A 25853-nucleotide genomic window follows, 5' to 3' on the forward strand; every position below is an offset into this window, starting at 1 on the left:
GTTTTGAGCTCAGGCAGGGTTATGGTAATTAATTTATTTAATTGTTATTTCGTCTATAAAAATAAAGGCGTCGCCTCCAAAACCTTGATGCCATTCTGGAAGTTTTCCATATTTGTAGGCTTTTATTTTTACATACCTGGCTTTCGTTTCAGGAATTGTAGTTTCAAAATCTGCAATTTGGACATCTGTATTTTTAGCATTCAACTTGTTTTCAATAGTCTTGACCAATTTGAAATTCTGGTTATCATCTGAAGTATAAAATTCAACTTTAGTAGGCATCAAAATCCATGCTCTGGAATCTTGCAAGAATCGTGCAGAAAGCGAGGTCACTTTTTTGCTGTTTCTTAAATCGATTGTGGCTTCAAAATCTTGTCCCTGATAACCTTGCCAATCTCCTTTTCGCCAGTTTTCGCTTCCTAAGATTCCATCAATCAAACCAGCGTCGCCTCCGGCATGGTATTGCGGATTGTACTTGGATTTGATAGTGATGGTATAATCATTTGGTTTTTTGACGAAGGTAGCAGTAATTGTATTACTGGCTTTACCACTTCTTTCTGCATAAGCCTTGATTGTAGCCGTTTCTGTAACCTCTAAAGGACTTGTATACTTCTTCCATGCTGGCTCAGCAGAAGATGGTTTAGAAGCGTTTTCTATTGCATAATAAAGGACATCGCCCGAGTTTTGTGAAGCGATTTCTATTTTCATTTTATCTTTGAACGACTTGCTATCTGCTTCAATCACGGGAACCGGAGTAATTTCAGGAAAATCTTCTTTTTGAGCTTTTGCCATCACTTCTTTCAAGTAGCCTTTGTGTGCTTTTTTTGTAATAGTCAATTCTTCATTGTTCTCAAAATGGATCTTAATCTTGTCAAAGTAAGGTTCTGTAAATGTCCATTCGGCTTTTCCAGGTGTCACGGCATACATTCCCATCGAACTCAAAACATACCACGCACTCATCTGTCCACAGTCTTCATTTCCAATCAATCCGTCTGGTGTATTTTTATAAAATTCATTCAATATGTAATGAACCTTAGCAGTAGTTTTTTCAGGCTTGCCAATATAGTTATACAGATAGGCCATATGGTGGCTTGGTTCGTTTCCATGAGCATATTGCCCAATCAATCCGGTAACGTCAACCTGTTCGCGTCCTGTAGTCTTGCTTTCACTGTTGAACATTTCATCTAGTTTGGCTTCAAACTTTTCTTTTCCTCCATAGGCTTTAATCATACCAGGAACATCTTGCAAAACGAAAAAGGAATACTGCCATGAATTGCCTTCTGTAAAATTATTATTTACTTCTCTCGGATCAAAAGGCTTGTCCCAGCCGCCATTTTTCTTTGGACGCATAAATCCTGTTTCCCAGTCAAAAATATTTTTCCAATTCTGGGAGCGTTTTATAAAATACTCGTAGTCTTTCTGCTTATTGAGCATTTTGGCCATTTGTGCAATGCACCAGTCGTCATAGGCATATTCAACAGTTTTGGAAACACTTTCGTGTTCGTCGTCAATACTGATAAAACCATTCTTTTTGTAGGCTTCTAAGCCCAAATGATCCAACATTGCAGAATGTTTAGCTGCTTCAAATGCTTTTTCATAATCAAAGCCTTTGATTCCTTTTGCCATTGCATCTGCCATTACTGAAACGGAATGGTATCCGATCATGCAGTCTGTTTCATTAGAAGCCAATTCCCAAACCGGCAGCCTGCCGCCTTGTTCATATTGCTTCAGGAAGGTATTGATAAAATCTGCGGTTCGTTTTTTATCGATTAAGGTATACAATGGATGGGCGGCACGGAAAGTATCCCAAAGTGAAAAAACCGAATAGTAGTCAAATCCCTGTGCCGTATGGATCTGATTGTCGCGTCCTCTGTATTTTCCATCTATATCCTGCGCTATATTCGGTTGCATCATCGTATGATATAACGCAGTATAGAAGATTGCCATTTTATTCTTATCAGACGATGTTACTTCTATTTTGGATAGCTCCTTATTCCATAGTTTTTCTGCTTCTGTTCTTACTTTTTTGAAATCCCAATGGTTTATTTCAGACATATTGAGTTTTGCTCCTTCATAAGAAGTTGGCGAAAGTGAGACTTTTACCAGCAGTTTTTCTCCTTTTTTGACCTGTTTGGAAAAACTTATTGCCAAAAGGCTTCCTGCAAAAAACTGGTCTGTAACTTTTGCAGGTGCAAAAGCATTATTATTGACCTTTGTAATTGTCATTGGTTGATTGAATTCAATCCTTGAAAACACATATTGGTCGCGTGCCCAGGCTTCGCTTCTTCTTAAAACTTCAATGGTTTTATTGTCGATAATCCTTACTTCGCCCATAAGCAAATGGTCGCGGTGGTTCAAATCTAGAATGATGTTTGCCTGACCAGAGTTATTAAAAGTATATTCATGAAATCCGACTCTTGTTGAAGCTGTCAATGCCACATCAATATTATCATTATCTAATTTTACGGCATAGAAACCTGCCGCTGCCTTTTCATTAGAATGCGAAAATTTTGAAGAATAAATCTTATTATCCAAAGAAGGTTCGCCCATAGTTGGCATTAGCATAATGTCGCCAAAATCCGAAACTCCGGTACCGTTTAAATGCGTATGCGAAAATCCATAAATTACATTATCGGAATAATGATAGCCTGAACAACCGTCCCAGCTTCCATCAATTCTGGTATCAGGAGAAAGTTGTACCATCCCGAAAGGCAAAGTGGCTCCGGGAAAAGTATGCCCGTGGCCTCCGGTTCCAATCATAGGATTGACATATTGCTGATAATTTTGGGCGAATGATAGTGTAGAAATTAATAATAAGAAGGAGAAATATTTCATTGTGTTTGTTTTGTCTCCCAAATATAGGAATATTTCAAGAAAGGGATATTGACCAGATTCTATCTCCTTGTATGAAATTCATAAAAAAAGACGCATTAAAAAATGCGTCTTTTTTATTTTATGATTATTGGGCGATTCTTATTTCAAGCTCGCTGCCAAATATTCTCTATTCATTCTTGCAATGTTTTCCAATGAAATTCCTTTTGGACATTCTACTTCACAAGCTCCTGTATTTGTACAGTTTCCGAATCCTTCTTCATCCATCTGGCGAACCATGTTCAATACACGTTGAGTAGCTTCTACTTTTCCTTGTGGAAGCAATGCATACTGAGATACTTTTGCTCCAACGAAAAGCATGGCAGAACCATTTTTACAAGTAGCTACACAAGCACCACATCCAATACAAGCAGCTGCTTCAAAAGCGCGGTCAGCATCGTGTTTAGGTACTGGTGTCGTATTGGCATCGATTGTGTTTCCAGAAGTATTTACGGAAACAAATCCTCCAGCTTGCTGGATTCTGTCAAATGCGCTACGGTCAACAACTAAATCTTTGATTACCGGGAAAGCCTTACTTCTCCATGGTTCAACATAAATCGTATCGTTGTTTTTGAACATACGCATGTGCAACTGGCAAGTTGTGATTCCTGTATCCGGCCCGTGCGCTCTTCCGTTGATAAACAATGAGCACATACCACAAATACCTTCTCGGCAATCGTGATCGAAAGCTACTGGTTCTTGTCTTTCCGAAACCAACTGTTCGTTCAACTGGTCAAGCATTTCAAGGAAAGAGCTCTCAATTGAAACGTTATCTAGTTTATAGGTTTCGATTTTTCCTTTTTCTTTAGCGTTTTTCTGACGCCAAATTTTAAGGTTTATGTTTATAAATTTTGATGAAGCCATAGTAGTGATTATTTGTAATTACGAGCCGCAATTTTTATAAATTCATAATTCAGTTCTTCCTTGTGGAGCGCTTCTTTATTGATGTCGCTTCCATTGTATTCCCAAGCTCCAACAAACTTAAAGTTTTCGTCATCACGAAGCGTTTCTCCTTCTGCATCTTGGTATTCTTCACGGAAATGTCCTCCACAAGATTCTTTTCTTTGCAGACCGTCCATTGCCATCAATTGTCCTAATTCCATGAAATCAGCTACTCTAAGTGCTTTTTCCAATTCAGGATTCAATTCATCTGCACTTCCAGGAACATACACTTCTTTGTAGAATTCTTTACGTAGAGCATCAATTTCTTCCACTGCTTCAGCCAGTCCTTTCTCGTTACGTCCCATCCCTACTTTATTCCACATAATGTTTCCTAAAGCTTTGTGGAAATGGTCTACTGATTTTGTACCATTGTTGTTAAGGAAGAAATTAATAGAGTCTTTTACTCTTTTTTCAGCCTCGTCAAATTCTGGCGTATTAGTAGCTATTTTTCCGGTACGAATTTCATCAGCAAGATAGTTTGAAACCGTGTATGGCAATACGAAATATCCGTCAGCCAATCCTTGCATCAAAGCAGAAGCTCCAAGTCTGTTTGCACCATGGTCAGAGAAGTTTGCTTCTCCGGCTACGAAACACCCAGGAATTGTAGACTGCAAATTATAATCTACCCATACACCACCCATTGTATAGTGAACGGCAGGATAAATTTTCATTGGAGTTTCATACGGATTTTCGTCAGTAATTTTTTCATACATCTGGAAAAGGTTACCGTATTTTTCTTCCACCCATTGTTTTCCAAGCTTGATTACTTCTTCATCTGTAGGATGGTGATTTCCTTGTGCATAAGCTGTCTGGCGACCTTTGCTTTGAATTTCAGAAGCAAAATCAAGGTAAACTCCTTCATTTGTATCATTCGCCTCAATCCCATAACCGGCATCGCAACGCTCTTTTGCTGCTCTTGAAGCCACGTCACGAGGAACAAGATTACCAAACGCAGGGTATCTTCTTTCTAAGTAGTAATCTCTATCTTCTTCAGCGATTTGTGTCGGTTTTAATTTCCCGGCACGAATTGCTTCAGCATCTTCTTTCTTTTTAGGCACCCAGATTCTTCCTGAGTTTCGCAATGATTCCGACATCAAAGTCAGTTTCGATTGGTTAGTTCCGTGAACCGGAATACAGGTTGGGTGAATCTGCACATAACAAGGGTTAGCAAAATAAGCTCCCTGTTTGTGGATTTTCCATGCTGCGGTCACGTTACTTCCCATTGCATTCGTAGAAAGGAAATATACATTTCCGTATCCTCCAGAAGCAATGATAACGGCATGTGCAGAATGTCTTTCGATTTCACCGGTAATCAGGTTACGGGCAATGATTCCTCTTGCTTTTCCGTCAACTTTTACCAAGTCAAGCATTTCATGACGGTTGAACATTTCTACACGTCCTAAACCAATTTGTCTTGACAGGGCAGAATAAGCTCCTAAAAGCAACTGCTGTCCGGTTTGTCCGGCAGCATAAAAAGTACGCTGTACCTGCGTTCCACCAAAAGAACGGTTGTCTAGCAATCCGCCATAATCACGTGCAAAAGGTACTCCTTGTGCCACGCACTGGTCGATGATATTTCCGGAAACTTCAGCAAGACGGTGAACGTTTGCTTCTCTTGCACGGTAATCTCCTCCTTTAATCGTATCGTAGAATAAGCGATAAATACTATCGCCATCGTTTTGGTAATTTTTAGCGGCATTGATACCTCCCTGAGCAGCAATTGAGTGGGCTCTACGTGGAGAATCCTGGAAACAGAATGCTTTCACATTATATCCCATCTCGCCTAAAGAAGCAGCAGCAGAAGCTCCAGCCAAGCCTGTTCCAACAACAATCACATCAATTTTAGGCCTGTTATTAGGCGCTACCAATTTAAGATGATCTTTGTGGTTAGTCCATTTTTCTGATATATGTCCTTCTGGAATTTTAGAATCTAAACTCATATCTTGTTTGTGTGTTATTTAGCAAAAAAGTGAATGTAAATCGGAATAATCGCAAAAAGAAGCGGCACGATAACTGCAAAGGCTTTTCCGAAGCCTTTAATTAATCCGTTATATTTTGGGTTATTTGCTCCTAAAGATTGGAATGCGCTGGCAAAGCCATGCAACAAGTGGAAAGACAATACAAACATTGCAATTACGTATAGTATTGTTGCAATTAAACCATATTTTGCATCTTTGAAAAATGCAAAGGTAATTTTATGCAAATCTTTATATCCATCGGCTATTTTTAAATTACCTACTTTATCGTAAAATTCTGTACGGTTTCTGATTTCCAAACCTGAATTTTCCAATTCTACAGGAATATATTTATCTTTTCCTGTGTTCTGAGTCACATAAAAATCATAGGTCTTGCCCTCATAATCTACCTGTACTGTTTCTAAAGGCATCTTTTCATCAAAATGCATTACTGCCCAGAAGTTAACCATGTGCGTCACGATGAAAACCAAAATCAAGGTTCCTAAAACCGCCATGTTTCTTGATGCCCAAGCCGAATTTGCTGAAGGATTTTCCATTGCATATCGGATAGGTCTTGCTTTTCTGTTTTGAACAGTCAACATAATACCATCAATTGCATGAAAAAGAATAGAAATGTAAGTCAGATAAGACAATAACTTTACTGCCGGATTTGTAGTCATAAACAATGCATATTGATTGAAATGAGATGCATCGCTAAAAATCAATTGCAAGTTTCCAGCTAAATGTCCTACCAAAAACAAGCATAAAAATAAACCTGTTAGAGCCATCCAGTACTTTTTTGCCAGGGATGACTTTAAGATTGCAGATTTTGCCATAAGAGTTGTTTGTGTGTTTTAAAAAATCACACAAAAATAAGGCATATTCAAATTAACTACAACCTTTTCGAACTATTTATAATCAGTATAAAGTGGATATCTTTTGCAGTAAATCGGGCTTAAAATTTCATTTCCAATAATTTTAAACCCGAATAATTCTTAAAAGAAAAATAAATCTAAAAAAACAGGCCTTCCAATTGCTTTAAAATCAGTCAGATTTCTGTTATTTTTAAAAAGTTTTTGTCACATCTTCGTCTGTCACGATTATAAAATCGGCGAGCTTTAGATTTTCTTTTTCGATTTTTGAAATGTCTTTTTGAGAAACCGTAGCAATAGTCATGATTTTCAAATTTGGATTTTCACGTTTCAAATACCAATTGATTCCCTCAAAATTATCGCTATGATAAGTACCGTTGTAGTGTACAAAAACCGTATTTGGCTTTAGGTTTTTTGAAATAAAATAAGCCATAGTAGCATCTTTTACTGCTTGTGCTTTTGGCATATTTTCGTGAGCGTGGTCGCCCATCATTTCAAGCATTTTCACATATCCTGGAAGATTCTTATCGTAAGCTATCGGTAAAGGCGCTATCCATGTCTTTTCTTCAGCAGATAATTTATCCAGTGCTTCAAAACCTTGTTTGTATACCAGACTGGCATATCTTCTTGGGATATTTGCCGCTACAAAAGTCAGATTTTTAGATTTTGCAAAATCCACCAACGGCTTATAGTCTGTTTTATGGTTGTTCCAAAGTCTTGCCAAAGTATCGAATGCTTTTTGATTGATTTCTCCTTTCAGATATTGGTTCAATTGCTTCTGGTTATCGGCTTCTATCATTTCAGCCCCAAGAACCAATGGTTTTTTTTCAGCCAAATCTTTAGTGAATTCAAGCTGAAGCCAATGCACTACAGAGTTATCATGATGTTCACCAAACAAAACAACTTCAGCATTTTCTGCCGATTTCAACATTTTTTTATACGTGGTTTTCTTTCCGTTTTTGTCATATAACTGATACGGAAGTTTGTCTTGGGCCACTAAATTGAACGAAATGAAAAAAGCAGCTATGTAGAAAAAATATTTCATTTTATGTGTTTTAAAATCCTGGGCTAAAATAGCCATAAATTGACCGATGGCAAAATGAAAATACCGAATTGCCAATTTCTCGAAAGCCCGGTTTTAAATCTGTAAAAATCCTATTATCTGCTGTTTGCCATTACTGAAATTGCCTTATTTTATTATAAAATGCAAGATACCAACTCGTCAGCTTAACTATTTTTAGGTAATTTTGCCTTTATGAAAACAGCTCCATCCATTTTCCTAGACTATCTCACGGTATTTTCCAATACCGATGATGATTCATTCCCGGAGCTACTTGAAAAATCAAAAAATGCATTTACCTACCTGCCTTTAAAGAAAAACGACTTTTTTGTAAAGGAAGGCGAAATCTGCCAACACTTCTGTTATATCGAAAGTGGCATTCTCCAACATGCCATAGTAGTTGACGGTGAAGAAAAAACAACCTATCTGGCTTTGCGTAATTCTGTCACAAGTTCCTTAAACAGTTTTTTATTCGGAAAGCCTTCCCGTAAAAGCATCAAGGCAATTTCTGACTGCGGATTATGGATTGTTGACCTTCCTACTTTTAAAAACCTGATTGAAAATAACGAGGCTTTTCATCAGTTTTATTACAACCTGATTGAAAAACAGCTTTGCCTTATTGACGATTATCGTATTGACCTCCTAACCTTATCTCCGGAAGAACGTTATCGTAAATTGCTTTCGACAGAACCCAAATTGCTTCAAGAGGTTCCTTTGCATTATTTATCTTCTTTTCTCGGAATTTCTTCCCGACACATGAGCCGTATCCGAAAAAATGTAAAATAACGCCATTTGGCTACTTGCCAAAAAATATCTTTCGCTACTTTTGAAAATACAATCTTCAAAAGCATTTATTTATGAAATACCATCAAATAGACCGTCAGCTTTTTATTAAAAACCGTCAAAAGTTCACGTCTCAAATGAAACCAAACAGCGTTGCTGTTTTTAATTCTAACGATATTTATCCAGTTTCTGCTGACAGTACCCTGCCTTTTGCACAGCATAGAGATATTTTCTATTTAAGTGGCATCGATCAGGAAGAAAGCATACTGCTTCTTTTTCCTGACGCTCCGTATGAGCACTTAAAAGAAATTCTTTTCCTGAAAGAAACAAACGAACATATTGCTATTTGGGAAGGCGAAAAACTGACTAAAGAAAGAGCTTTTGAAGTCTCTGGAATCAAGACCATAATTTGGTTGCAAGATTTCAATAAGACCTTGAAAGAAATCATGGCGTATTCAGACACTATTTACATCAATACTAACGAGCATTACCGCGCTACGATTGAAACTGAAACCCGTGAGGCTCGTTTTGTAAAATGGTGGAAAGAAAACTATCCTGCTCATAAGGTGGAAAAATCAAATCCAATTCTACAACGTCTTCGTTCAGTTAAGGAAAGTGAAGAAATCGATTTGATCCAGCAGGCTTGTAATATTACGGAAAAAGGATTCAGAAGGTTATTGTCATTTGTAAAACCTAACGTAACGGAATATGAGATTGAAGCCGAATTAATTCACGAGTTTATCAGAAACCGCTCTAAAGGCTTTGCTTATACGCCTATTATTGCCTCAGGAAATAATGCAAACGTATTGCACTATATCGAGAACAACCAGCAATGTAAAGCCGGCGATTTGATATTGCTTGATGTTGCGGCAGAATATGCTAACTATTCCAGCGATTTATCAAGAACAATTCCTGTTTCCGGACGTTATACAGACAGACAGAAAGCGGTTTATAATGCGGTGTTGAGAGTAAAAAATGAGGCTACCAAAATGCTTGTTCCAGGAACTCTTTGGAAACAATATCATGTAGAAGTTGGCAAACTGATGACGTCTGAATTATTAGGATTAGGACTTATTGACAAAGCCGATGTTCAAAATGAAAATCCAGATTGGCCGGCTTATAAAAAATATTTTATGCATGGAACTTCTCACCACATGGGACTGGATACGCATGATTATGGATTGCTTCACGAGCCAATGCAAGCGAACATGGTATTTACCGTAGAGCCGGGAATCTATATTCCTGCTGAAGGTTTTGGTATCCGACTGGAAGATAACGTAGTCGTACAACAAAGCGGTGAGCCGTTCAACTTAATGCGAAATATTCCTATTGAAATTGAAGAGATTGAAAGTTTGATGAATCAATAGATTTTGGATTTAGGACTTTGGATTTCTGATCACAGATTTAAGATTTTTGAAAGCGGCTTGCTGATTGCGGGCTGCTTTTTTTGTTACTGATTAAATCTGAAATCATTAAAATCCTTTAATCTGTGGCAAAAAAATATAATCTAACGAAAAAGGAATTTACCTTTGCAAAACAAAATAAGCGGCTTGAAACAGATAACCTATAAAAACACGACCATTTCTTATTCTGATTCCGGAAAGGGAACAGCTATTGTATTCCTTCATGGTTTTTTGGAAAACAGCACGATGTGGGCGTATTTTGTTCCTGAGTTTTCTAAAAAATACCGAATTATCTGTATTGATTTATTAGGTCATGGAGCGACAGAACCTATGGGTTATATTCATTCTATGGAAGATAATGCCGATGCTGTTCATGCGGTATTATCGGAACTAAAAGTTAGAAAAGCGGCTTTTGTAGGACACTCCATGGGCGGTTATGTTGCACTGGCTTTTGCAGAATTGTATCCTGATGCTGTTAAAGGAATTGTGTTGCTCAATTCAACATCCAGAGCCGATAGCGACGAACGCAAAGCGAACCGCGACCGGGCCATTAAGGCTGTAAAACAGAACTATACTAATTTTGTACGCCTTTCTATCGCTAATCTGTTCAGCGAAAACAATCGCGAAAGACTGGCTTCTGAAATTGAAAATGTAAAAGAAGAGGCTTTAAAAACTCCATTGCAAGGAATAGTAGCTTCTTTAGAAGGCATGAAAATCAGAAAAGACAGAGAAGTCATTTTGCATTTTGCACCGTATCCTATTTTGCTGGTTCTTGGCAAAAGCGATCCGGTTTTAAATTATGGAGAAACTATCGACCAGATAGAGAACACTTCAGCAAAACTGCTCTCTTTTCCTGACGGACATATGAGTCCGATTGAAAACCGCGAGAAACTGAAGAAAGAGTTACTGGATTTCTTTAAAACTATTTAGAATTTCTCCCTAAACGGAATATCCTTATCTAAGATTTCATTTAAAAGCAAGACCATCTGCTCGATATAGCTGCTGGATATTTCTTCGTTTATAATAGAAATTTCAGTTTTGTCTATTTTGAAAAGGAACGGCAAGAAGCCCGATTTCAGGTTTTTGAATGAAATAATCCCAACTTCCATTTCTTGTCCTTCCAAATTGGGTTCATACATAAAAGCATATGCCAATACCTGAATAATCTTGTCATTTTTTATTTCCTCTGTGAGCTTCTCCCATTGCTTTAGCGCCACTTCCTTACCATCAACTTTACCCGTTTTATAATCGATAATCCTGATTTTTCCGTTTCGCTGTTCTATCCTGTCTACATTTCCTTTAATCAATACAGGATACGGCAATTTAGGATGTTCCAAAAGCCTTTCATACGTTTGCTCCAGAGCAATTATTTTTACGGCATCGCCATTTTCGATTTCCTGTAATTCCAGTTTCAGGAAATTAAGGACGTTTCTTTTAGCCACTTCAAAAGCAAGCAGGTTTCGTCCTTTTTTGATTTCCCCTTCTTTGTAAACAATCTTAAATTGCTTCAGCACTTCATCATCAATCAGCTTTATGCAATTTTTGATATCATTAGCAGATAAAAATTTACCAATATAAGGTTCGTATAAAACGCGCAAGGTTTCGTGTATGATTGTTCCCAGCGTATTCAAGGCAATATTCTCTTCCACTTCTTCTACTTCTCTAATGCGAAGAATTTTCTGCATATAAAACTGTATCGGGTTCCGGATATAGCTTGTTAAAGCCGAAGGCGAAAAGCCTTTTTCCGCAATTTCTTTAAGGCGTAACATTACGCTTTCCGATTTTGGGATTATTATCGGACGATAAGCAACATCTGGCAAAGCAGCGTTATATATTTCATGCGTGATATTGTGGTTTTTTTGTTTTTCCACTTCTAGCTGGGTAATGAATCTGCTTTTTTCTCCCCCGTCCAATCCTTCGCTTTCTGTATTGTAAAGCAGATAGATGTTTTTTGCCCTTTGCAGTAAATGATAAAAGTGATAGGTGTAGATTGCATCTTTCTCCTTGAATGTTGGCAGTCCCAGTTCTCGTTTCACATCATATGGAATAAACGAATTTTGAGATTTTCCGGCCGGAAATTTTCCTTCGTTCATGGAAGTCACGATGACTGTTTCAAAATCCAAAACACGGCTTTCCAAAACTCCCATAATCTGCAACCCGTTAAGCGGCTCACCTTCAAAAGAGACTTCGGCAAGGTCAATAATCTGCTTGTAAATCGCAAAAAGAGTTTCTATGGTATCAATATGCTTATGTTTTGAATAATAATTCATGAGCTTATTAATTACCTTGAAAATCGAATATACGAATGCTTTTGTAATTTTTTCTCCTTCGTCATCACTGCTCAAATTAGATTTGATCTGGAGCAGGAGATTGGAGATTGTTTCCAAAACCGACATACAGCCATTATCCCATTTATGGAATAACAATAAAAACAAATCGCTTTGGGACTGATTCAGTTCAAAAAGCTTATTGTAAGTAATAAATGTATAGTTGTTCTGATTGATGGTGTTTACCAAATCAGATGTTTTCGAATAAGGTTCTACTAACGGATGTGTCAGCACGTCCAAAACATCTTTGTAGTAGAAAACATAACTGTTCGGATTTCTGGAAAGCGCATTCGAATGTAGCCTGAACAGCTTTGCTACCAGAATTTGGGCAGGGTTGTTTTTTCCTGAATATCCCATTGTAATGTTCAGAGCCGATACAGAAGCCGGCAAAGAATATAGCAATGGCACCAAAAGATTTTCTTCTCCAAGAACTACAGCGGTTTTATTTAGCGTGTTTTCTCCTTTGGCGTATTCTTCTACTATTTTCCCAGCTATCTTGGCCTGTCCAATGGTTTTGGGCGTACCAATGACTTGTATATTCTTATGCTGCTTAAAATCGTCTACAATCCATTCAAAAGGATGGCTCTTGTAATGTTTCCAGCTTTCTTTAAAACGTCTTAAAAACAATCCTGCATCATGAAACGGATCGTTCAGGAAAGTTTCATCGGCATCCCAAAAAATTCTGGCTTTTTCTGTTGCCAGTAAATGTTGTACGATTTTTTCTTCGGAAGCATTTAATGCATTAAATCCTGCAAAAAGAAATTCTTTAGTACCGATAGCATTTGAGAAATGATTCAGATTGTTGACTGATTCCCTATAAATCAAACCCTGATAACCTATTCCTTTATTTAAAAGATGGCTATACAATGCTTCATAATATTTTGGAAGCAGACTCCAGAATTGAAGATAATTATCAATCATGGGCGTTCTTTTCTCAGCATCAACAGACCAGTGTTTGATGTCTTCGATGTCTTTGAGATAGGAAAGCACATGGTTAGGCTCCAACAGATATCTGTCTATTTCATTAAAATCCTGCAATAAGGTTTTGGCCCAATTGGCAAACAATTCAAAAGGCTGCTGCTTTTCTTTATCGGTGATTCCCAGATAGACTTCATAGAATTCAAATACGAGCTCAATATTGTCAATAGAACGAATTCCGGCAATATCCTGGATAAAATCTTCTATGCTGATAATCTGCGGAGCTAAAATGGTGTTCTCTGTCTTATTTCTAAGTGCTTCGATCAGGAAAACCTTTGCTCTTTTGTTTGGCAATACTACCACCAGATCAGATAAGGAATGTATACTCCCGTCCAGTATTATAGAAGCGATTTTATCTAAAAATGTAGTTTCTGCCATAGGATAAAAATAAAAAAACGCCCCGATAAATCGAGGCGTTTTTAAAACTATTTAGGTTAAAATTAATCTTTGATCAATTTCACTTCAACTCTTCTGTTGTTAGCTTTACCTTTAGCAGTTTTGTTAGTATCGATTGGTCTAGTTTCACCAAAACCTGTAGATCTTAGTCTAGAAGATTCGATTCCATTTTCAATCAAGAAGTTTTTAACTGCTGCAGCTCTGTTTTCAGAAAGCGTTTGGTTTAACGCGTTAGAACCGTCACTGTCAGTGTGTCCTTCAATAGAGAATCTTGAAGTTGGGTATTCTTTAAGGATAGCGTTGATAGCTTCCAATACTGGCATAGTTTCTGGTTTGAAAGTAGCTTTACCACTGTTGAACAAGATAGTTTTAGCGTAAGCATTCAATTTGTTAACTTGCTCTTCAGAGATTTCTGGACAACCGTGGTTAGCAACTGTACCTTTTACATCTGGACATCTGTCATCTTTATCGAATACACCGTCACCGTCTCTATCTGGCCATGGGCATCCACCGTTTTCTTTTGGTCCTTTAACTTCTGGACATTTGTCAACATTGTCAGCAACACCGTCACCGTCTCTGTCTGGACATCCGTTCATAGCTTTAGTACCTGGCTCATTTGGACAAGCATCGTCTTTATCAGGAATACCGTCACCGTCAGTATCAGGACATCCTTGGAATGCTGCTAAACCAGCAACTTCTGGACAAGCGTCATCTTTGTCAGGAATACCATCACCATCAGTATCAGGACATCCTTGGAATTGTTTTAGACCAGCTTGGTCTGGACAAGCATCATCTTTGTCATAGATTCCGTCACCGTCAGTATCTTTACCTCCAAATTTGAAAGTAAGACCTGCAAAGTGCTGGATGTGAGTTGGAACATCTCCGTTTGGACGTCTTAAATCATTATCAAATGAATGTTTGTAAGTAGATTGAAGTGTCAAACCTACAGTTTCTGTAAACCATAAAGTCAAACCTAAACCTCCATTTACTGTTCCATAGCTAGCGTCACCAAAGAAAGTGTAACCTCCACCAACGTGAGCATAAGGATCGATAACTTTAGAACCGATCAAGTTCATGAAGCTGTACTTGATGACACCGTCAACTGCGTAATACGTCAAATCACCTGGATTAGTAGCTTCAAAAGTGTTTAAAGTACCAGGAACTTTATTCACAAATTTATCAATTCTGTTCACAGATCCTGTTACACCGAAAGTGAATCCAGAACCTACGTATCTAGATACATTCAAATAAGAAACTGAAGGCAAAATGTTCCAGTTTTCTTTTACATTGAAAAAATTCGAAAACTGATCTTCAAATTTCTTAGCTGCACTAAATCTTGTATCTACAGCATTAGCTCCAAAGGAAATAGCCCATGGATTGTCGCTATCCTGCGCATTGGCATTTAAGCCTACAGCTAACAACATAGCAGCAAAAATTTTGTTTAGATGTTTCATACTTAATTTTATTAGATTACAATACGTTAATTAAGACAAAAGTAATATGTTAAAAGGTAATTACAAAGATTTATGTTAAAAAATTAACTCAAATTTAGTTAAAAGTCTGTTCCTATTACTTTTAACCTTTTTCCTACAGACGTAAATGCCTGAATAGCAGCATCTAAGTGCTCTTTTGTATGCGCTGCAGAAAGTTGTACTCTTATTCTCGCTTTGTCTCTTGGAACCACAGGAAAGAAAAATCCTATTACATAAATCCCTTCTTTTAACAATTCATTAGCCATATTTTGTGATAATTTGGCGTCATAAAGCATCACAGGAACGATTGCTGAGTCTCCATCAATGATATCAAAACCTGCATCTTTCATTCCTTTTTTAAAATAATTGGTATTCCATTCCAGTTTATCTCTCAAAGTAGTATCCTTTTCTAAAAGCTCAAAAACTTTGATTGATGCACCTACAATTGATGGCGCTAATGAATTTGAAAACAAATAAGGTCTTGAACGCTGACGCAATAGTTCAATGATTTCTTTTTTAGCTGTTGTATAACCACCCATAGCACCTCCTAAGGCTTTTCCAAGTGTTCCGGTTATGATATCTACTCTTCCCATTACACCTTTGGCTTCCAAAGTTCCTTTTCCGGTAGCACCTATGAATCCGGCAGCATGACATTCGTCTACCATAACCAAAGCATCATATTTGTCAGCCAGGTCGCAAATCTTGTCTAATGGAGCCACCAATCCGTCCATTGAGAAAACACCATCAGTAACAATAATCTTGAAACGGTGACCGGCTTCGTTCGCTTTAATCAGCTGTTGCTCCAAATCTTCCATGTTGCTGTTTTCATAACGGTAGCGAGCTGCCTTACACAAACGAACACCATCAATAATAGACGCATGGTTTAATGAGTCTGATATAATTGCGTCATTTTCTCCAAATAAAGGTTCGAAAACACCTCCGTTAGCATCAAAAGCTGCTGCATATAAGATTGTATCTTCTGTTCCGTAGAAATCAGCTATCTTTTTTTCTAAAGTTTTATGAATATCTTGCGTTCCACAGATAAAACGAACAGACGACATTCCAAAGCCATGCGTATCCAAGGCATCTTTGGCCGCCTGAACTACTTCCGGATGTGACGACAACCCAAGGTAGTTATTCGCACAGAAGTTTAATACTTTTTCTCCTGTTGAGATAGTGATTTCTGCTCCTTGAGGCGAAGTAATTATTCTTTCTTTTTTGAAAATCCCATTGTCTTCTATGGTTTGCAATTCATCTTGCAGATACTGTTGGATTTTTCCGTACATATTTTTTGTATTTGGTTTTTATTATTCGATGCCAGCTATCTTCAGACAAATGGCTTTTCTTCTTGACTTTACAAATTTACTACATTTACTTCTTCTCCAATATATACTAATGCTTTTTTGGCAACCTGAAATCCCATTTTTTCAATGGCCTGTTCATAGGCTTCCAACTGCTGCTGGTATTTCTGATTGTGCGAACCTGTTTTATAATCAAGCAGGTATACCTTATTATCTTGCGCCATAACCATACGGTCCGGTTTGACTGGCGTTCCTTCTTTCCTGATAATTGTCTGTTCGTTCATGACGCTGTTGCCGTCAGCAAAATAATCGGCAAGTTCCGGATGGTTCAATATCAAATGCAGGGTTTTGGAAACTTCTTCTTGCTGGTTTTCAACAATCAGTCCGTTTTCTATTGCTTTCGCCAGCGCCAATCCAACATCAGAAGCGGTCCGAACATACGACAGTATTTCATGGACAATGTTTCCGTACTCAATCGCTTTTTGCTGGTGTGTTCCCCACATCAACGATTCACGTTGGGCAATTTTTATATTTTTCGGATTCAGGATTTCCTTAACAAAAGGAATCTTCATCGCTTCTTCTATGCTACTGCTTTCGCGAGAAATTCTTTCCGGACTTCCAATTTCATATTCGTGCTTTTGGATATCGAAATCGGAAAATTGTTCCAGATAGTTGATAAAAAAGAGCGCCATATTGTTTTTAGGCAATTCTCCTTTTACTGAAAGGTTCATGCTCGAGATGATATAAAGCTGTTCTTCGGCACGAGTTAACGCCACGTATAGTACGTTGACGTTGTCAAGCAGATCTTCTTGTTTTTTTTGCTGGTAAACCAAAGAGGCTTCTTCTCCAAAACCTTCAACGGCACTGCTGTTGTCAATCAGCACACGTGGCAGTTCAGAAATAGTGTCTTCACTGTCAAGCCATAATTTGTCTTTAGGTCTTCTGGAATAGTCTTCTTCTGCAAACGGAAAAATCACTACCGGAAATTCCAGTCCTTTTGATTTGTGAATGGTTAGAATGCGGACTGCATTTTTTCCTTCGGGAGAAGGAATGCTGAATTTATGTCCGTTTTTATCCCAATAGGAAAGAAAATCCGTAATTCCAGCCTGATTTTTAATATCCCGCTCCAGCACCAAATCCAGAAAATACTGAATATAGGCATTGTTCTGTTTGAGGTTTATGAATTTTGAGACGATACTTTCTACCGTTTCGTACAATGATTTTCTTCTGAGTTCCTGAAACGACAGCGAAATATCAAACGTCATCAGCCAATTTTCGAACTCTTTTTCATTCTTATTTTCCATACCCTGAAAAATAAAATCGTGCACCGGAAGTTGTTGCTGTACGTATTCACCAATATATTGTAAGAGGTAGGCTTTTGCTTCGAGATTGCTGCTGTTGTTTAAGTAACGAAGCACATTCAATATAAAAATTACTTCGGTAGCATTTCCAATCATCAGGGTTTCTGAAGAAAGTATGGGTATTCCCTGCTCGGTCAGATAGCCGGCCATCGCGATTCCCTGATCTCGTCTTCGGGTCAGGATGGCTATGTCATTATAATCAAATCCTTTTGAAAGCGATTTTTTGATAGCAACAAGCGTTGCCTGTACATACTGCCTGGTTTTATCCGGAGTTTCTTCATCATCGCCTTCTGTTTTTTCTATTTTCGGGAGGAAGGAAATATTGATATAGCCTCCCATCTTAGAATTGTGTTTCTGATGGCTGTGGTTTTCGTAAAGATCTTTATAGTCCGGATTGGCAAACTGTCCGGAAATCATCTTAAAAAAATCATTATTGAATTGGATAATTTCTGAATAGCTTCTGAAATTCCTGTCGAGATGTTCGATTTTCTTATCCGGATTATTAAACGGGTTATGGTCTTTGCCCAATTCAATAAATTGTTCTGCCTTACCACCACGCCAGCGGTAAATAGACTGTTTCGGGTCGCCTACAATCATAAGCGAGCCTCTTTCACCCTGCAAGTCTTCGCTCGAAAGCGCATTATCAATTAGCGGAATAAGGTTCTGCCATTGCATTTCTGAAGTATCCTGAAATTCGTCTATAAAAAAGTGCTTGTATTTTTCGCCCAGTCTTTCATAAATGAATGGTGCTGGCTGGTTCTGGATTTCTTTATAGATAATGGCGTTGAATTCCGAAATAGACAAGATATTTTGCTCTTTCTGAATTTTTGACAGTTCCTGACTTACAGTATTTAATAAGGACAGTGGCGTGATATTTTTCAGGAAAGCTGTATAAAAAGCTATTCTTTCCTGATTTGTATAAACGTGTTTCAAAAGCGAAAGCAGCTCCGGAATAATACCTTCAATTGCATCCTTGTCTTTTGCGGTCTTGTTTATTTTTATGTCTTCGGCTTCGTGATAGGTTTTGTTTCTTGAATTGAACTTGCCTTCTTTGATACTTTGCAGGTGTTTTGGAAAATAGCCCCCTGAAAAGGATTTTTCATCGATTCCGGCTGCTGTTATTACAGAAATGGCTTCTTGTACCAAAACCACACATTCTGCTTCGAGGTCATTAACGACCTTCTGTATTTTCTTTTTTATTTCTACGAATTCCAAAATGGATTTATCCTGGAAATGGACAATTTCATTCCGGTTGTTTTCATTGAGCAGGAGCTTTCCGGTATCGAGGATTTCTCTTGTCACGTCCCAGCTTTTGTCATCATCCGTCTTTTCCATCGTGAAATCTACCAAGAGCTTGGTAAGCGTTTCATCTTCTCCGGCTTGCGCTATGATGGCGTCTACAGCTTCTGTCAAAAGATTGTCTGTTTCTAACGAAACGTCAAAAGTAATAGGCAAACCCAAATCATGCGCAAAGGCACGGATAACTTTATGGGTAAATTTGTCGATTGTGGAAATATCAAACGAAGCATAATTGTGGATGATATTTTTGATAATCTGTCTGGCTTTTATTTTGATATCGATTGCATTCAGCGTGGTTTCCTGCTGTATGGCCTCCATAAGCTCTACAGCTTTCGGACTGGGCTCGTCTTTGGCAAATTCCGAAAGACTGGAAACAATCCTGCTTTTCATCTCGCCCACAGCCTTATTGGTAAACGTAATAGCAAGGATATTCCTGTAGGCATCGTTTTTAGACGACGTCAGAAGTATCTTCAGGTATTCTTTTACCAGCGTAAAAGTTTTTCCGGAACCGGCTGAAGCGTCATATAATGTAAATGCGGTTTTGTGCATTTTATTCTTTTATCAGTTTTTTCTCTAACAACATTCCTTTTAATTCTGCACCGCCCCAACCTTCTGTAAGGTTTTTATTAACAGCCAATGTCTTGACAATTTCTGTATTAATAGCATCGTCATTATAGCCAAATAATGTTTTTACAGCTTCCAGATAGAAATGCGCATTTTTTTCAGCCCTTAATCTTTCCATGAGTGACTCTACAAATATCGGTGTTTTATATTTTAAAGCATAACCACAGTACAATCGAAAACACACCTTTGTTTGTCTTATTTCATTACTGATTACTTCAAATGCAATTTCTTTTTCATTTTCTATTAATAGGTTCAGCATTAATTCTTGCTTGTATTCCATCTCTCCAAATTCCTTTCTGTCAAGATTGAGATTGGAATTTTTAATTTCTGTCGTTATCCCAAATTCTTTTCTTATATCCTTATAAGCTCTTTGTGAATCCAAATCCATCAAATGGTTAATAGATTCAAGCGTGCTGACATTCTCTTTCTCCCAAAGTTCCCACAACAACGAATCATAAAGAGGAGTAGGAAAATCCATTATTGCAGTAAACATAAAAACAAGATGGTATTTTCTAATATCAGGGGAAACAACTTTTGTAAAAGGCAATTGGAGCAGTTCCAATGCTTCTCGATTTTTATATCCGGCTATTATTTCATAAAGCAGTCTCCATTCTTCACTATAATACTCTTCATCAAAAGCATTGCTTTGTTCTTCCTTTAAAAGAGATAAAAAAATAGGATGCGGAAATTCCTGAATTGCAAGGTAGAAAGCATGCAATTTCTCTTCCTCATTTGTATCTGTTTTGGTTTTATAAAAGTCCAGAATAAGTTGTAGGTCTTCTTCTTTTTTATATGCGGCAAGTTTTGGCAATGCAGCATTGTTCTTTTCTTCAGTTACTAATGTTCTGAGCAAAGCATAATTCTGAGCATTGATTTCCAAAGATTGTATTGCATTTTGTCTGGCATAGGAATCATTTTTACTTAGAATAAGCAGGCTATCTATTTCTCTTTGTTGCTGATTATTTAGCTTATATTTATAAAAATCTTCCTCATAATCTCTTCCTATTACCCTACTTATAAAAAAATCTGATACTGACATATCGTTTACAACACAGCCAAACTGGGTACTGACTGGCTCATAATCGTAAATGTGATTTTTTACTATTTTAAACAGATCAATAGATCCTTTTAACTTTTCATCTGATACTAAGGCGCTAAACGCATAACATCTTACAGTTGTATTTGGATGATTTGTTAAAGCTATCAATTCTTTTAGAGTAGCTATTTCTCTTAGTTTTGTAAAATTCGTATATTGTTCAGGCATCATTCCCGCTGCTCCAACGGCTTCATCCATAACAACATTTATTTTTTTGATTTTCTTTGTAACCTTTAGGGTTTCGTTTGAGATTTTAGGTTTGTTATATGCATATTTTGTACAAGCGGAGAAGCTAATCAAAAGGAACAGAAAGAAAAAATGAGGGATTTTCATAGGTTAACTTTAATAAACAAAATTGTTTGTTGCACATACAACTAAAACGAGTTTTTGTGTCTTTTTGTTATTATTTTATGTGATTTCTTTTTTAAAAATGCAGTTTTTTTGCCTGATTTCCTGTGTTTTCTAGGATATTATCATTTTCACCAATGTAATTATAACAAAATAGTATTTCTTATTCCAAAGTTAAATGTTTAAATTTGAATAAAATATTTATTAATCTGAATAAAAATATATACTATGGCTTTTGAATTACCAAAATTACCGTACGCATATGATGCACTAGAACCGCACATTGATGCAAGAACAATGGAAATCCATTATACAAAGCATCATAATGCATACACAACCAACCTGAATGCGGCTATTCAAGGCACAGACCTAGATGGTTTGACTATTGAAAATATCCTTATCAATCTTGATAAAAAGAATGCAGCTGTAAGAAACAATGGTGGTGGTTTTTATAACCACAATTTATTCTGGAAAGTAATGTCTCCAAACGGCGGTGGTCTTCCAAAAGGAGATCTTTTGGATGCTATCGAAAGAGATTTTGGAACTTTTGAAGAGTTCAAAGCGAAATTCTCAAAAGCTGGAGCAACTCAGTTTGGTTCAGGATGGGCATGGCTTTGTGTTCATAAAGGCGGCAAGCTTGATGTTTGCGGTACTCCTAACCAGGACAATCCTTTAATGCCGGATGTTGGTTGCGGCGGAACGCCAATATTAGGAATGGATGTATGGGAACATGCATACTACCTAAACTATCAAAACAGAAGACCTGATTATATCGAGGCTTTTTTCAATGTAATTAATTGGGAAGAGGTTGCGAGAAGATATGCTATGGAGAAATAATATTTTCCCCCTTATTTTAACGAGAAAACGTCCTGATCACTCAGGGCGTTTTTATTTTTAAAACTATTGTAAAATAAAAAAGGTGGAATTACTTCCACCCTTTTTGCCCCAAATCTACCATAAACTTAACCTACTAATGCTATGGTCCTACGAAAGTACGCGTGTTTGTATTGTCTTGCAACTATTTCTGTTGAAGCGTATAAATAATCGATAAAGTGCGGAAATTGACTTAAGAAATTGACCTTTAATCTTCGGGAGCCCGAGTGTTTGTTGGAGATGGCAAAATTTATAAAATAAAAAAGGCGGAATTGCTTCCACCCTTTTTGCCCCAAATCTACCATAAACTTAACCTACTAATGCTATGGTCCTCCAAATATAAGGTAATTTGCTTCAACCGACAAAATTAAATAGATTAACTATTTCATAAAGTCGACCAACTGCATTATTTCATTTACTTTTAGTATGCTCTTGAGTCTTTTCCTTCATAAAAATTCATAAAGGCTCTATTAACCACTCTGTTCCCTCCCGGTGTTGGGTAATTTCCGGTAAAATACCAATCGCCCAAGTTTTTAGGACAGGCAATATGCAGGTTTTCCACAGATTGGAAGATGATTTTTACTTCTGCCTTTATATCTTCTGAACTCAACATCTGGGCAATCTTGTCTGAGATTTCCTCTGGCTGAAACGGAGCATATATTTCATTAACATAATTGACTACATCCGTATCCTTGAAGTTTTCCTGCGCTTTGCATTTCGCATAAACTTCGTCTACGATATGGTACAGGTTTCTTTCTTTTAAAAGTTCCAAAGCTGCCTGAAAAGCTATCAACCCTTCCAATTTAGCCATATCGATACCATAACAGTCCGGATAGCGAATTTGTGGTGCCGAAGATACAATTACAATCTTTTTAGGATTCAGCCTGTCCATCATTTTAAGGATACTTTTCTTAAGCGTAGTTCCTCTTACAATACTGTCGTCAATAATAACAAGGTTATCATCCGGCTTAATTACACCATAAGTTACATCATAAACATGGGCAACCAAATCATCACGACTGCTATCTTCAGTAATAAACGTACGTAGCTTGGCATCCTTGATGGCTACTTTTTCCGTACGAATTTTTACAGCAAGTAATTGTTGCAACGTTTCCTTAGTCAGCGTATTTCTGTTTTCGAGTATGTAGTTATTTTTTCTTTGGTTAAGAAAATCCTGAGCTGCTTCTACCATACCATAAAATGAAGTTTCGGCCGTGTTCGGAATATAAGAGAAAACCGTATTGTCTGTATCTTGATCGATGGCTTCCAATACAGCTGGAAGAATCAATTTTCCTAAATCTTTTCTTTCCTGGTAGATTTCCGCATCGCTTCCTCTTGAAAAATAAATCCTTTCAAAAGAACAGGCTTTCTTTTCTACCGGAACAATAATTTCTTCTTTAGATACTTTACCGTTTTTCTTGATAATCAAGGCGTGTCCCGGATCAAGTTCTTGTACTTTGTCAAACGGCACGTTAAAAACAGTCTGTATTACTGGTCTTTCAGAAGCAACCACTGTAATTTCATCATCTTCATAGAAATAAGCCGGACGAATTCCTGCTGGATCTCTAAAAACAAAAGCATCGCCATGACCAAAAAGACCGGCCATTGCATAACCGCCATCCCAGCCTTTTGAGGCTCTTCGGAGTATTTTTGCAACATCTAATCTTTCAGCTATAATAGGAGAAGCATCTCTTTTGGAATAGCCTTCGTTTTTGCAATCCTGATAAAGACCCGTTACTTCATCATCAAGAAAGTGGCCTATCTTTTCCATTACAGTAACAGTATCTGCCATTTCTTTAGGATGCTGCCCTAATTCAACCAAGCTATCAAAAAGCTCCTTTACATTGGTCATGTTGAAGTTTCCGGCTACAATAAGATTCCTGTGCATCCAGTTGTTCTGACGCAAAAACGGGTGTACGCTTTCTATGCTGTTTTTTCCAAAAGTTCCATAACGTACGTGTCCCAGAAAAAGCTCACCTATATAGGGTATGTTTTTTTTCTGAAGGGCTACGCTCTCTGCATATTCCGGGTGATTGGACAATTCATCATTGATACGGGCATTGATTTGAGCAAAGACATCCTGAATTGGCTGTGGGTCATTAGACCTAACACGGCTGATGTATCTTTCACCAGGCTCTACATCAAATTTGATACTGGCAAAACCCGCTCCATCTTGCCCTCTATTGTGCTGTTTTTCCATTAGGAGGTACATTTTTTGTACTCCATAAAATGCCGAACCGTATTTTTCTTTATAAAACTCTAACGGTTTCTTTAATCTTAAAAGGGCTATACCACACTCGTGTTTTAAAGCGTCGCTCATTGTGTTGTTGTGTTGTTGTAGTTGTCGTGTTATTAAAGCAATTCTTGTACCAATTTGTTTTTCAGGTCTTTGTGGCAGTTATAAAGTTTTATATGACATAAAAACTTTCTTATATAAATAAAAAAAGCCCCATTATGAGGCTTCGGTCTTATCCGCTATTCTTCCAATACGATGTCGAACTGGGTGAGAGCCTTGAACTGTTGCAGTCTTTCCACCACTTCTGTTTTTTTCAAGTTCTCCATTCTTTCTGTTCCAAATTTTTCGACACAGAAAGAAGCTAAGTTCGAACCGTAAATGATTGCATTTTTCATATTCTTAAAGGACACGTTTTCGCTCTGTGTAATAAATCCCGCAAATCCTCCTGCAAATGTATCTCCAGCTCCGGTTGGATCGAAAACTTCTTCTAATGGCAATGCCGGTGCAAAGAAAATTTCCTTACCGTGGAAAAGCAAAGCTCCGTGTTCTCCTTTTTTAATTACTACATATTCCGGGCCCATAGTATGGATTTTTGCTGCTGCTTTTACCAAAGAATATTCTCCGGTAAGTTGTCTTGCTTCTTCATCGTTGATAGTAATAACGTCAATACGTTTCATCACTTCCAACAATTCCGGTAATGCGCAATCCATCCAAAAGTTCATTGTATCCAAAACAACTAACTTTGGTTTTTTCTCCATCTGATCCAAAACGCTCGCCTGAACCAACGGGTGCAGGTTGCCTAACATTACAACATCGGCATCTTTAAAATCCTGAGGAACTTTTGGTTGAAAATCCGCCAATGTATTTAATTGTGTATCTAGTGTATCTCTGGAATTAAGATCGTTGTGGTAGCGTCCGCTCCAAAAGAACGTCTTGCCTCCTTTTACGATTTCCAATCCTGAAATATCAATATTTCTTTCTGTCAGCAAATCCAAATACTCTTGAGGAAAATCGTCGCCCACAACAGAAACTATGGCAGATTTAAGGTTAAAAAAAGAAGCGGATAATCCGATATAAGTTCCTGCTCCACCTAAAATTTTATCTGTCTTTCCAAAAGGAGTTTCTATAGCGTCGAAAGCAACTGTTCCAACAATCAGTAATTTATTCATATTTAGATTTTCGAATTAAGGCGCAAAGATACTTTATAACTTGCAAACATGCAATGTTGTTATTTTATAAAGTTTTTAAAGATTTTCCCATTACAAACTTTATCGTCTTGTGTTTCAGCGAGTGACTATCTTTAGGGAGTGACTGAGATTAAATAAATAGTATTATTTTCATGTTATAAAAGAAATATTTCATCTATTTATTTGAATATAATATTACAGTAATTATATTTGCCTCACGGAACCTTAACAATTTTTACATATTTCTCTAATGGAAGATTTTCGAATATACCATAGGTTTGTAAAAAATATATTTTTATTTACGAATTGTTATATTTCCATAATAAAAATTTCTTTCTTTGCGTTTTAAGACAAATTAACAGTACTTAACTTAATATAAGACAGACATATGACCCTCAAAAAAAACTTCCCGGCACGCCTGGCAGCTGCCGGACTATGCGCCATGCTCTGCACCGGTGCGCTCCACGCACAA

At 37.4% G+C, this 25853-nt stretch carries 16 protein-coding genes; 4 read left to right on the forward strand and 12 right to left on the reverse strand.

Features of this window, described 5'->3' with window-relative positions; genetic code table 11:
* Nucleotides 1–33: 33 nt before the first annotated feature.
* The 5 genes from ABH942_RS04380 to ABH942_RS04400 form a co-directional block, all read right to left on the reverse strand.
* Nucleotides 34–2832, reverse strand: coding sequence for a GH92 family glycosyl hydrolase (locus ABH942_RS04380; protein ID WP_370029759.1), 2799 nt, complete (start codon nt 2830–2832; stop codon nt 34–36).
* Nucleotides 2833–2970: 138 nt separating this feature from the next.
* Nucleotides 2971–3732 carry a succinate dehydrogenase/fumarate reductase iron-sulfur subunit gene (locus ABH942_RS04385; protein WP_370029760.1) on the reverse strand — a complete coding sequence of 254 codons (762 nt, stop codon included), beginning with the start codon at nt 3730–3732 and terminating at the stop codon, nt 2971–2973.
* A gap of 8 nt (nt 3733–3740) precedes the next feature.
* Nucleotides 3741–5750 (reverse strand): fumarate reductase/succinate dehydrogenase flavoprotein subunit, encoded by a 2010-nt coding sequence (locus tag ABH942_RS04390; RefSeq protein WP_370029761.1) that lies wholly within the window; start codon nt 5748–5750, stop codon nt 3741–3743.
* A gap of 14 nt (nt 5751–5764) precedes the next feature.
* Complete coding sequence (locus ABH942_RS04395) at nt 5765–6601, reverse strand: succinate dehydrogenase cytochrome b subunit (RefSeq protein WP_370029762.1); 837 nt, start codon at nt 6599–6601, stop codon at nt 5765–5767.
* Nucleotides 6602–6830: 229 nt separating this feature from the next.
* Nucleotides 6831–7682, reverse strand: coding sequence for a ChaN family lipoprotein (locus tag ABH942_RS04400; RefSeq protein WP_370029763.1), 852 nt, complete (start codon nt 7680–7682; stop codon nt 6831–6833).
* 210 nt (nt 7683–7892) lie between these two features.
* Here ABH942_RS04400 and ABH942_RS04405 point away from each other — a divergent pair, with 210 nt between their 5' ends.
* The 3 genes from ABH942_RS04405 (at nt 7893) to ABH942_RS04415 (ending at nt 10813) form a co-directional block, all read left to right on the forward strand.
* Nucleotides 7893–8483 (forward strand): Crp/Fnr family transcriptional regulator, encoded by a 591-nt coding sequence (locus ABH942_RS04405; protein WP_370029764.1) that lies wholly within the window; start codon nt 7893–7895, stop codon nt 8481–8483.
* Between the two features lie 71 nt (nt 8484–8554).
* Nucleotides 8555–9847 (forward strand): aminopeptidase P family protein, encoded by a 1293-nt coding sequence (locus ABH942_RS04410; RefSeq protein ID WP_370029765.1) that lies wholly within the window; start codon nt 8555–8557, stop codon nt 9845–9847.
* A gap of 183 nt (nt 9848–10030) precedes the next feature.
* Nucleotides 10031–10813: an alpha/beta fold hydrolase gene (locus tag ABH942_RS04415; RefSeq protein WP_370029766.1), complete on the forward strand. Its 783-nt coding sequence runs from the start codon at nt 10031–10033 to the stop codon at nt 10811–10813.
* On the opposite strand, the gene ABH942_RS04420 is transcribed toward ABH942_RS04415, so the two are convergent.
* The 5 genes from ABH942_RS04420 to ABH942_RS04440 all read right to left on the reverse strand — a co-directional run bounded on the left by ABH942_RS04420 (nt 10810) and on the right by ABH942_RS04440 (nt 21070).
* A complete protein-coding gene (locus ABH942_RS04420) occupies nt 10810–13566 on the reverse strand; it encodes a PD-(D/E)XK nuclease family protein (protein ID WP_370029767.1) in 2757 nt (918 codons plus the stop codon). The two genes, ABH942_RS04415 and ABH942_RS04420, sit on opposite strands and share 4 nt — an antisense overlap.
* Nucleotides 13567–13628: 62 nt before the next feature.
* Nucleotides 13629–15038 carry an OmpA family protein gene (locus ABH942_RS04425; protein ID WP_370029768.1) on the reverse strand — a complete coding sequence of 470 codons (1410 nt, stop codon included), beginning with the start codon at nt 15036–15038 and terminating at the stop codon, nt 13629–13631.
* Between the two features lie 98 nt (nt 15039–15136).
* Entirely contained in the window at nt 15137–16342 is a 1206-nt protein-coding gene (gene kbl / locus ABH942_RS04430) for a glycine C-acetyltransferase (RefSeq protein WP_370029769.1), read from the reverse strand.
* A gap of 68 nt (nt 16343–16410) precedes the next feature.
* Nucleotides 16411–19566, reverse strand: a complete 3156-nt coding sequence (locus ABH942_RS04435; protein ID WP_370029770.1) for a UvrD-helicase domain-containing protein — start codon at nt 19564–19566, stop codon at nt 16411–16413.
* A 1-nt stretch (nt 19567) separates the two neighbouring features.
* Entirely contained in the window at nt 19568–21070 is a 1503-nt protein-coding gene (locus ABH942_RS04440; RefSeq protein WP_370029771.1) for a hypothetical protein, read from the reverse strand.
* A 243-nt stretch (nt 21071–21313) separates the two neighbouring features.
* Between ABH942_RS04440 and ABH942_RS04445 the strand changes: the two genes are divergently transcribed.
* Nucleotides 21314–21922 (forward strand): superoxide dismutase, encoded by a 609-nt coding sequence (locus ABH942_RS04445; RefSeq protein ID WP_370029772.1) that lies wholly within the window; start codon nt 21314–21316, stop codon nt 21920–21922.
* A gap of 457 nt (nt 21923–22379) precedes the next feature.
* On the opposite strand, the gene ABH942_RS04450 is transcribed toward ABH942_RS04445, so the two are convergent.
* Together ABH942_RS04450 and ABH942_RS04455 are read right to left on the reverse strand one after the other, a co-directional pair.
* Nucleotides 22380–24278, reverse strand: a complete 1899-nt coding sequence (locus ABH942_RS04450) for an amidophosphoribosyltransferase (RefSeq protein ID WP_370029773.1) — start codon at nt 24276–24278, stop codon at nt 22380–22382.
* A gap of 155 nt (nt 24279–24433) precedes the next feature.
* Nucleotides 24434–25363 carry a PfkB family carbohydrate kinase gene (locus tag ABH942_RS04455; RefSeq protein WP_140001514.1) on the reverse strand — a complete coding sequence of 310 codons (930 nt, stop codon included), beginning with the start codon at nt 25361–25363 and terminating at the stop codon, nt 24434–24436.
* Nucleotides 25364–25853 lie beyond the last annotated feature (490 nt).

It is taken from the genome of Flavobacterium sp. 28YEA47A (assembly GCF_041262125.1).
Taxonomy (GTDB): Bacteria; Bacteroidota; Bacteroidia; order Flavobacteriales; family Flavobacteriaceae; genus Flavobacterium.

What these genes read in the sequence shown, in the direction of transcription:
- ABH942_RS04380 (WP_370029759.1), bottom strand. Translation starts at nt 2,832, where the DNA reads ATGAAATATTTCTCCTTCTTATTATTAATTTCTACACTATCATTCGCC.
- ABH942_RS04385 (WP_370029760.1), bottom strand. Translation starts at nt 3,732, where the DNA reads ATGGCTTCATCAAAATTTATAAACATAAACCTTAAAATTTGGCGTCAG.
- ABH942_RS04390 (WP_370029761.1), bottom strand. Translation starts at nt 5,750, where the DNA reads ATGAGTTTAGATTCTAAAATTCCAGAAGGACATATATCAGAAAAATGG.
- ABH942_RS04395 (WP_370029762.1), bottom strand. Translation starts at nt 6,601, where the DNA reads ATGGCAAAATCTGCAATCTTAAAGTCATCCCTGGCAAAAAAGTACTGG.
- ABH942_RS04400 (WP_370029763.1), bottom strand. Translation starts at nt 7,682, where the DNA reads ATGAAATATTTTTTCTACATAGCTGCTTTTTTCATTTCGTTCAATTTA.
- ABH942_RS04405 (WP_370029764.1), top strand. Translation starts at nt 7,893, where the DNA reads ATGAAAACAGCTCCATCCATTTTCCTAGACTATCTCACGGTATTTTCC.
- ABH942_RS04410 (WP_370029765.1), top strand. Translation starts at nt 8,555, where the DNA reads ATGAAATACCATCAAATAGACCGTCAGCTTTTTATTAAAAACCGTCAA.
- ABH942_RS04420 (WP_370029767.1), bottom strand. Translation starts at nt 13,566, where the DNA reads ATGGCAGAAACTACATTTTTAGATAAAATCGCTTCTATAATACTGGAC.
- ABH942_RS04425 (WP_370029768.1), bottom strand. Translation starts at nt 15,038, where the DNA reads ATGAAACATCTAAACAAAATTTTTGCTGCTATGTTGTTAGCTGTAGGC.
- kbl (WP_370029769.1), bottom strand. Translation starts at nt 16,342, where the DNA reads ATGTACGGAAAAATCCAACAGTATCTGCAAGATGAATTGCAAACCATA.
- ABH942_RS04435 (WP_370029770.1), bottom strand. Translation starts at nt 19,566, where the DNA reads ATGCACAAAACCGCATTTACATTATATGACGCTTCAGCCGGTTCCGGA.
- ABH942_RS04440 (WP_370029771.1), bottom strand. Translation starts at nt 21,070, where the DNA reads ATGAAAATCCCTCATTTTTTCTTTCTGTTCCTTTTGATTAGCTTCTCC.
- ABH942_RS04445 (WP_370029772.1), top strand. Translation starts at nt 21,314, where the DNA reads ATGGCTTTTGAATTACCAAAATTACCGTACGCATATGATGCACTAGAA.
- ABH942_RS04450 (WP_370029773.1), bottom strand. Translation starts at nt 24,278, where the DNA reads ATGAGCGACGCTTTAAAACACGAGTGTGGTATAGCCCTTTTAAGATTA.
- ABH942_RS04455 (WP_140001514.1), bottom strand. Translation starts at nt 25,363, where the DNA reads ATGAATAAATTACTGATTGTTGGAACAGTTGCTTTCGACGCTATAGAA.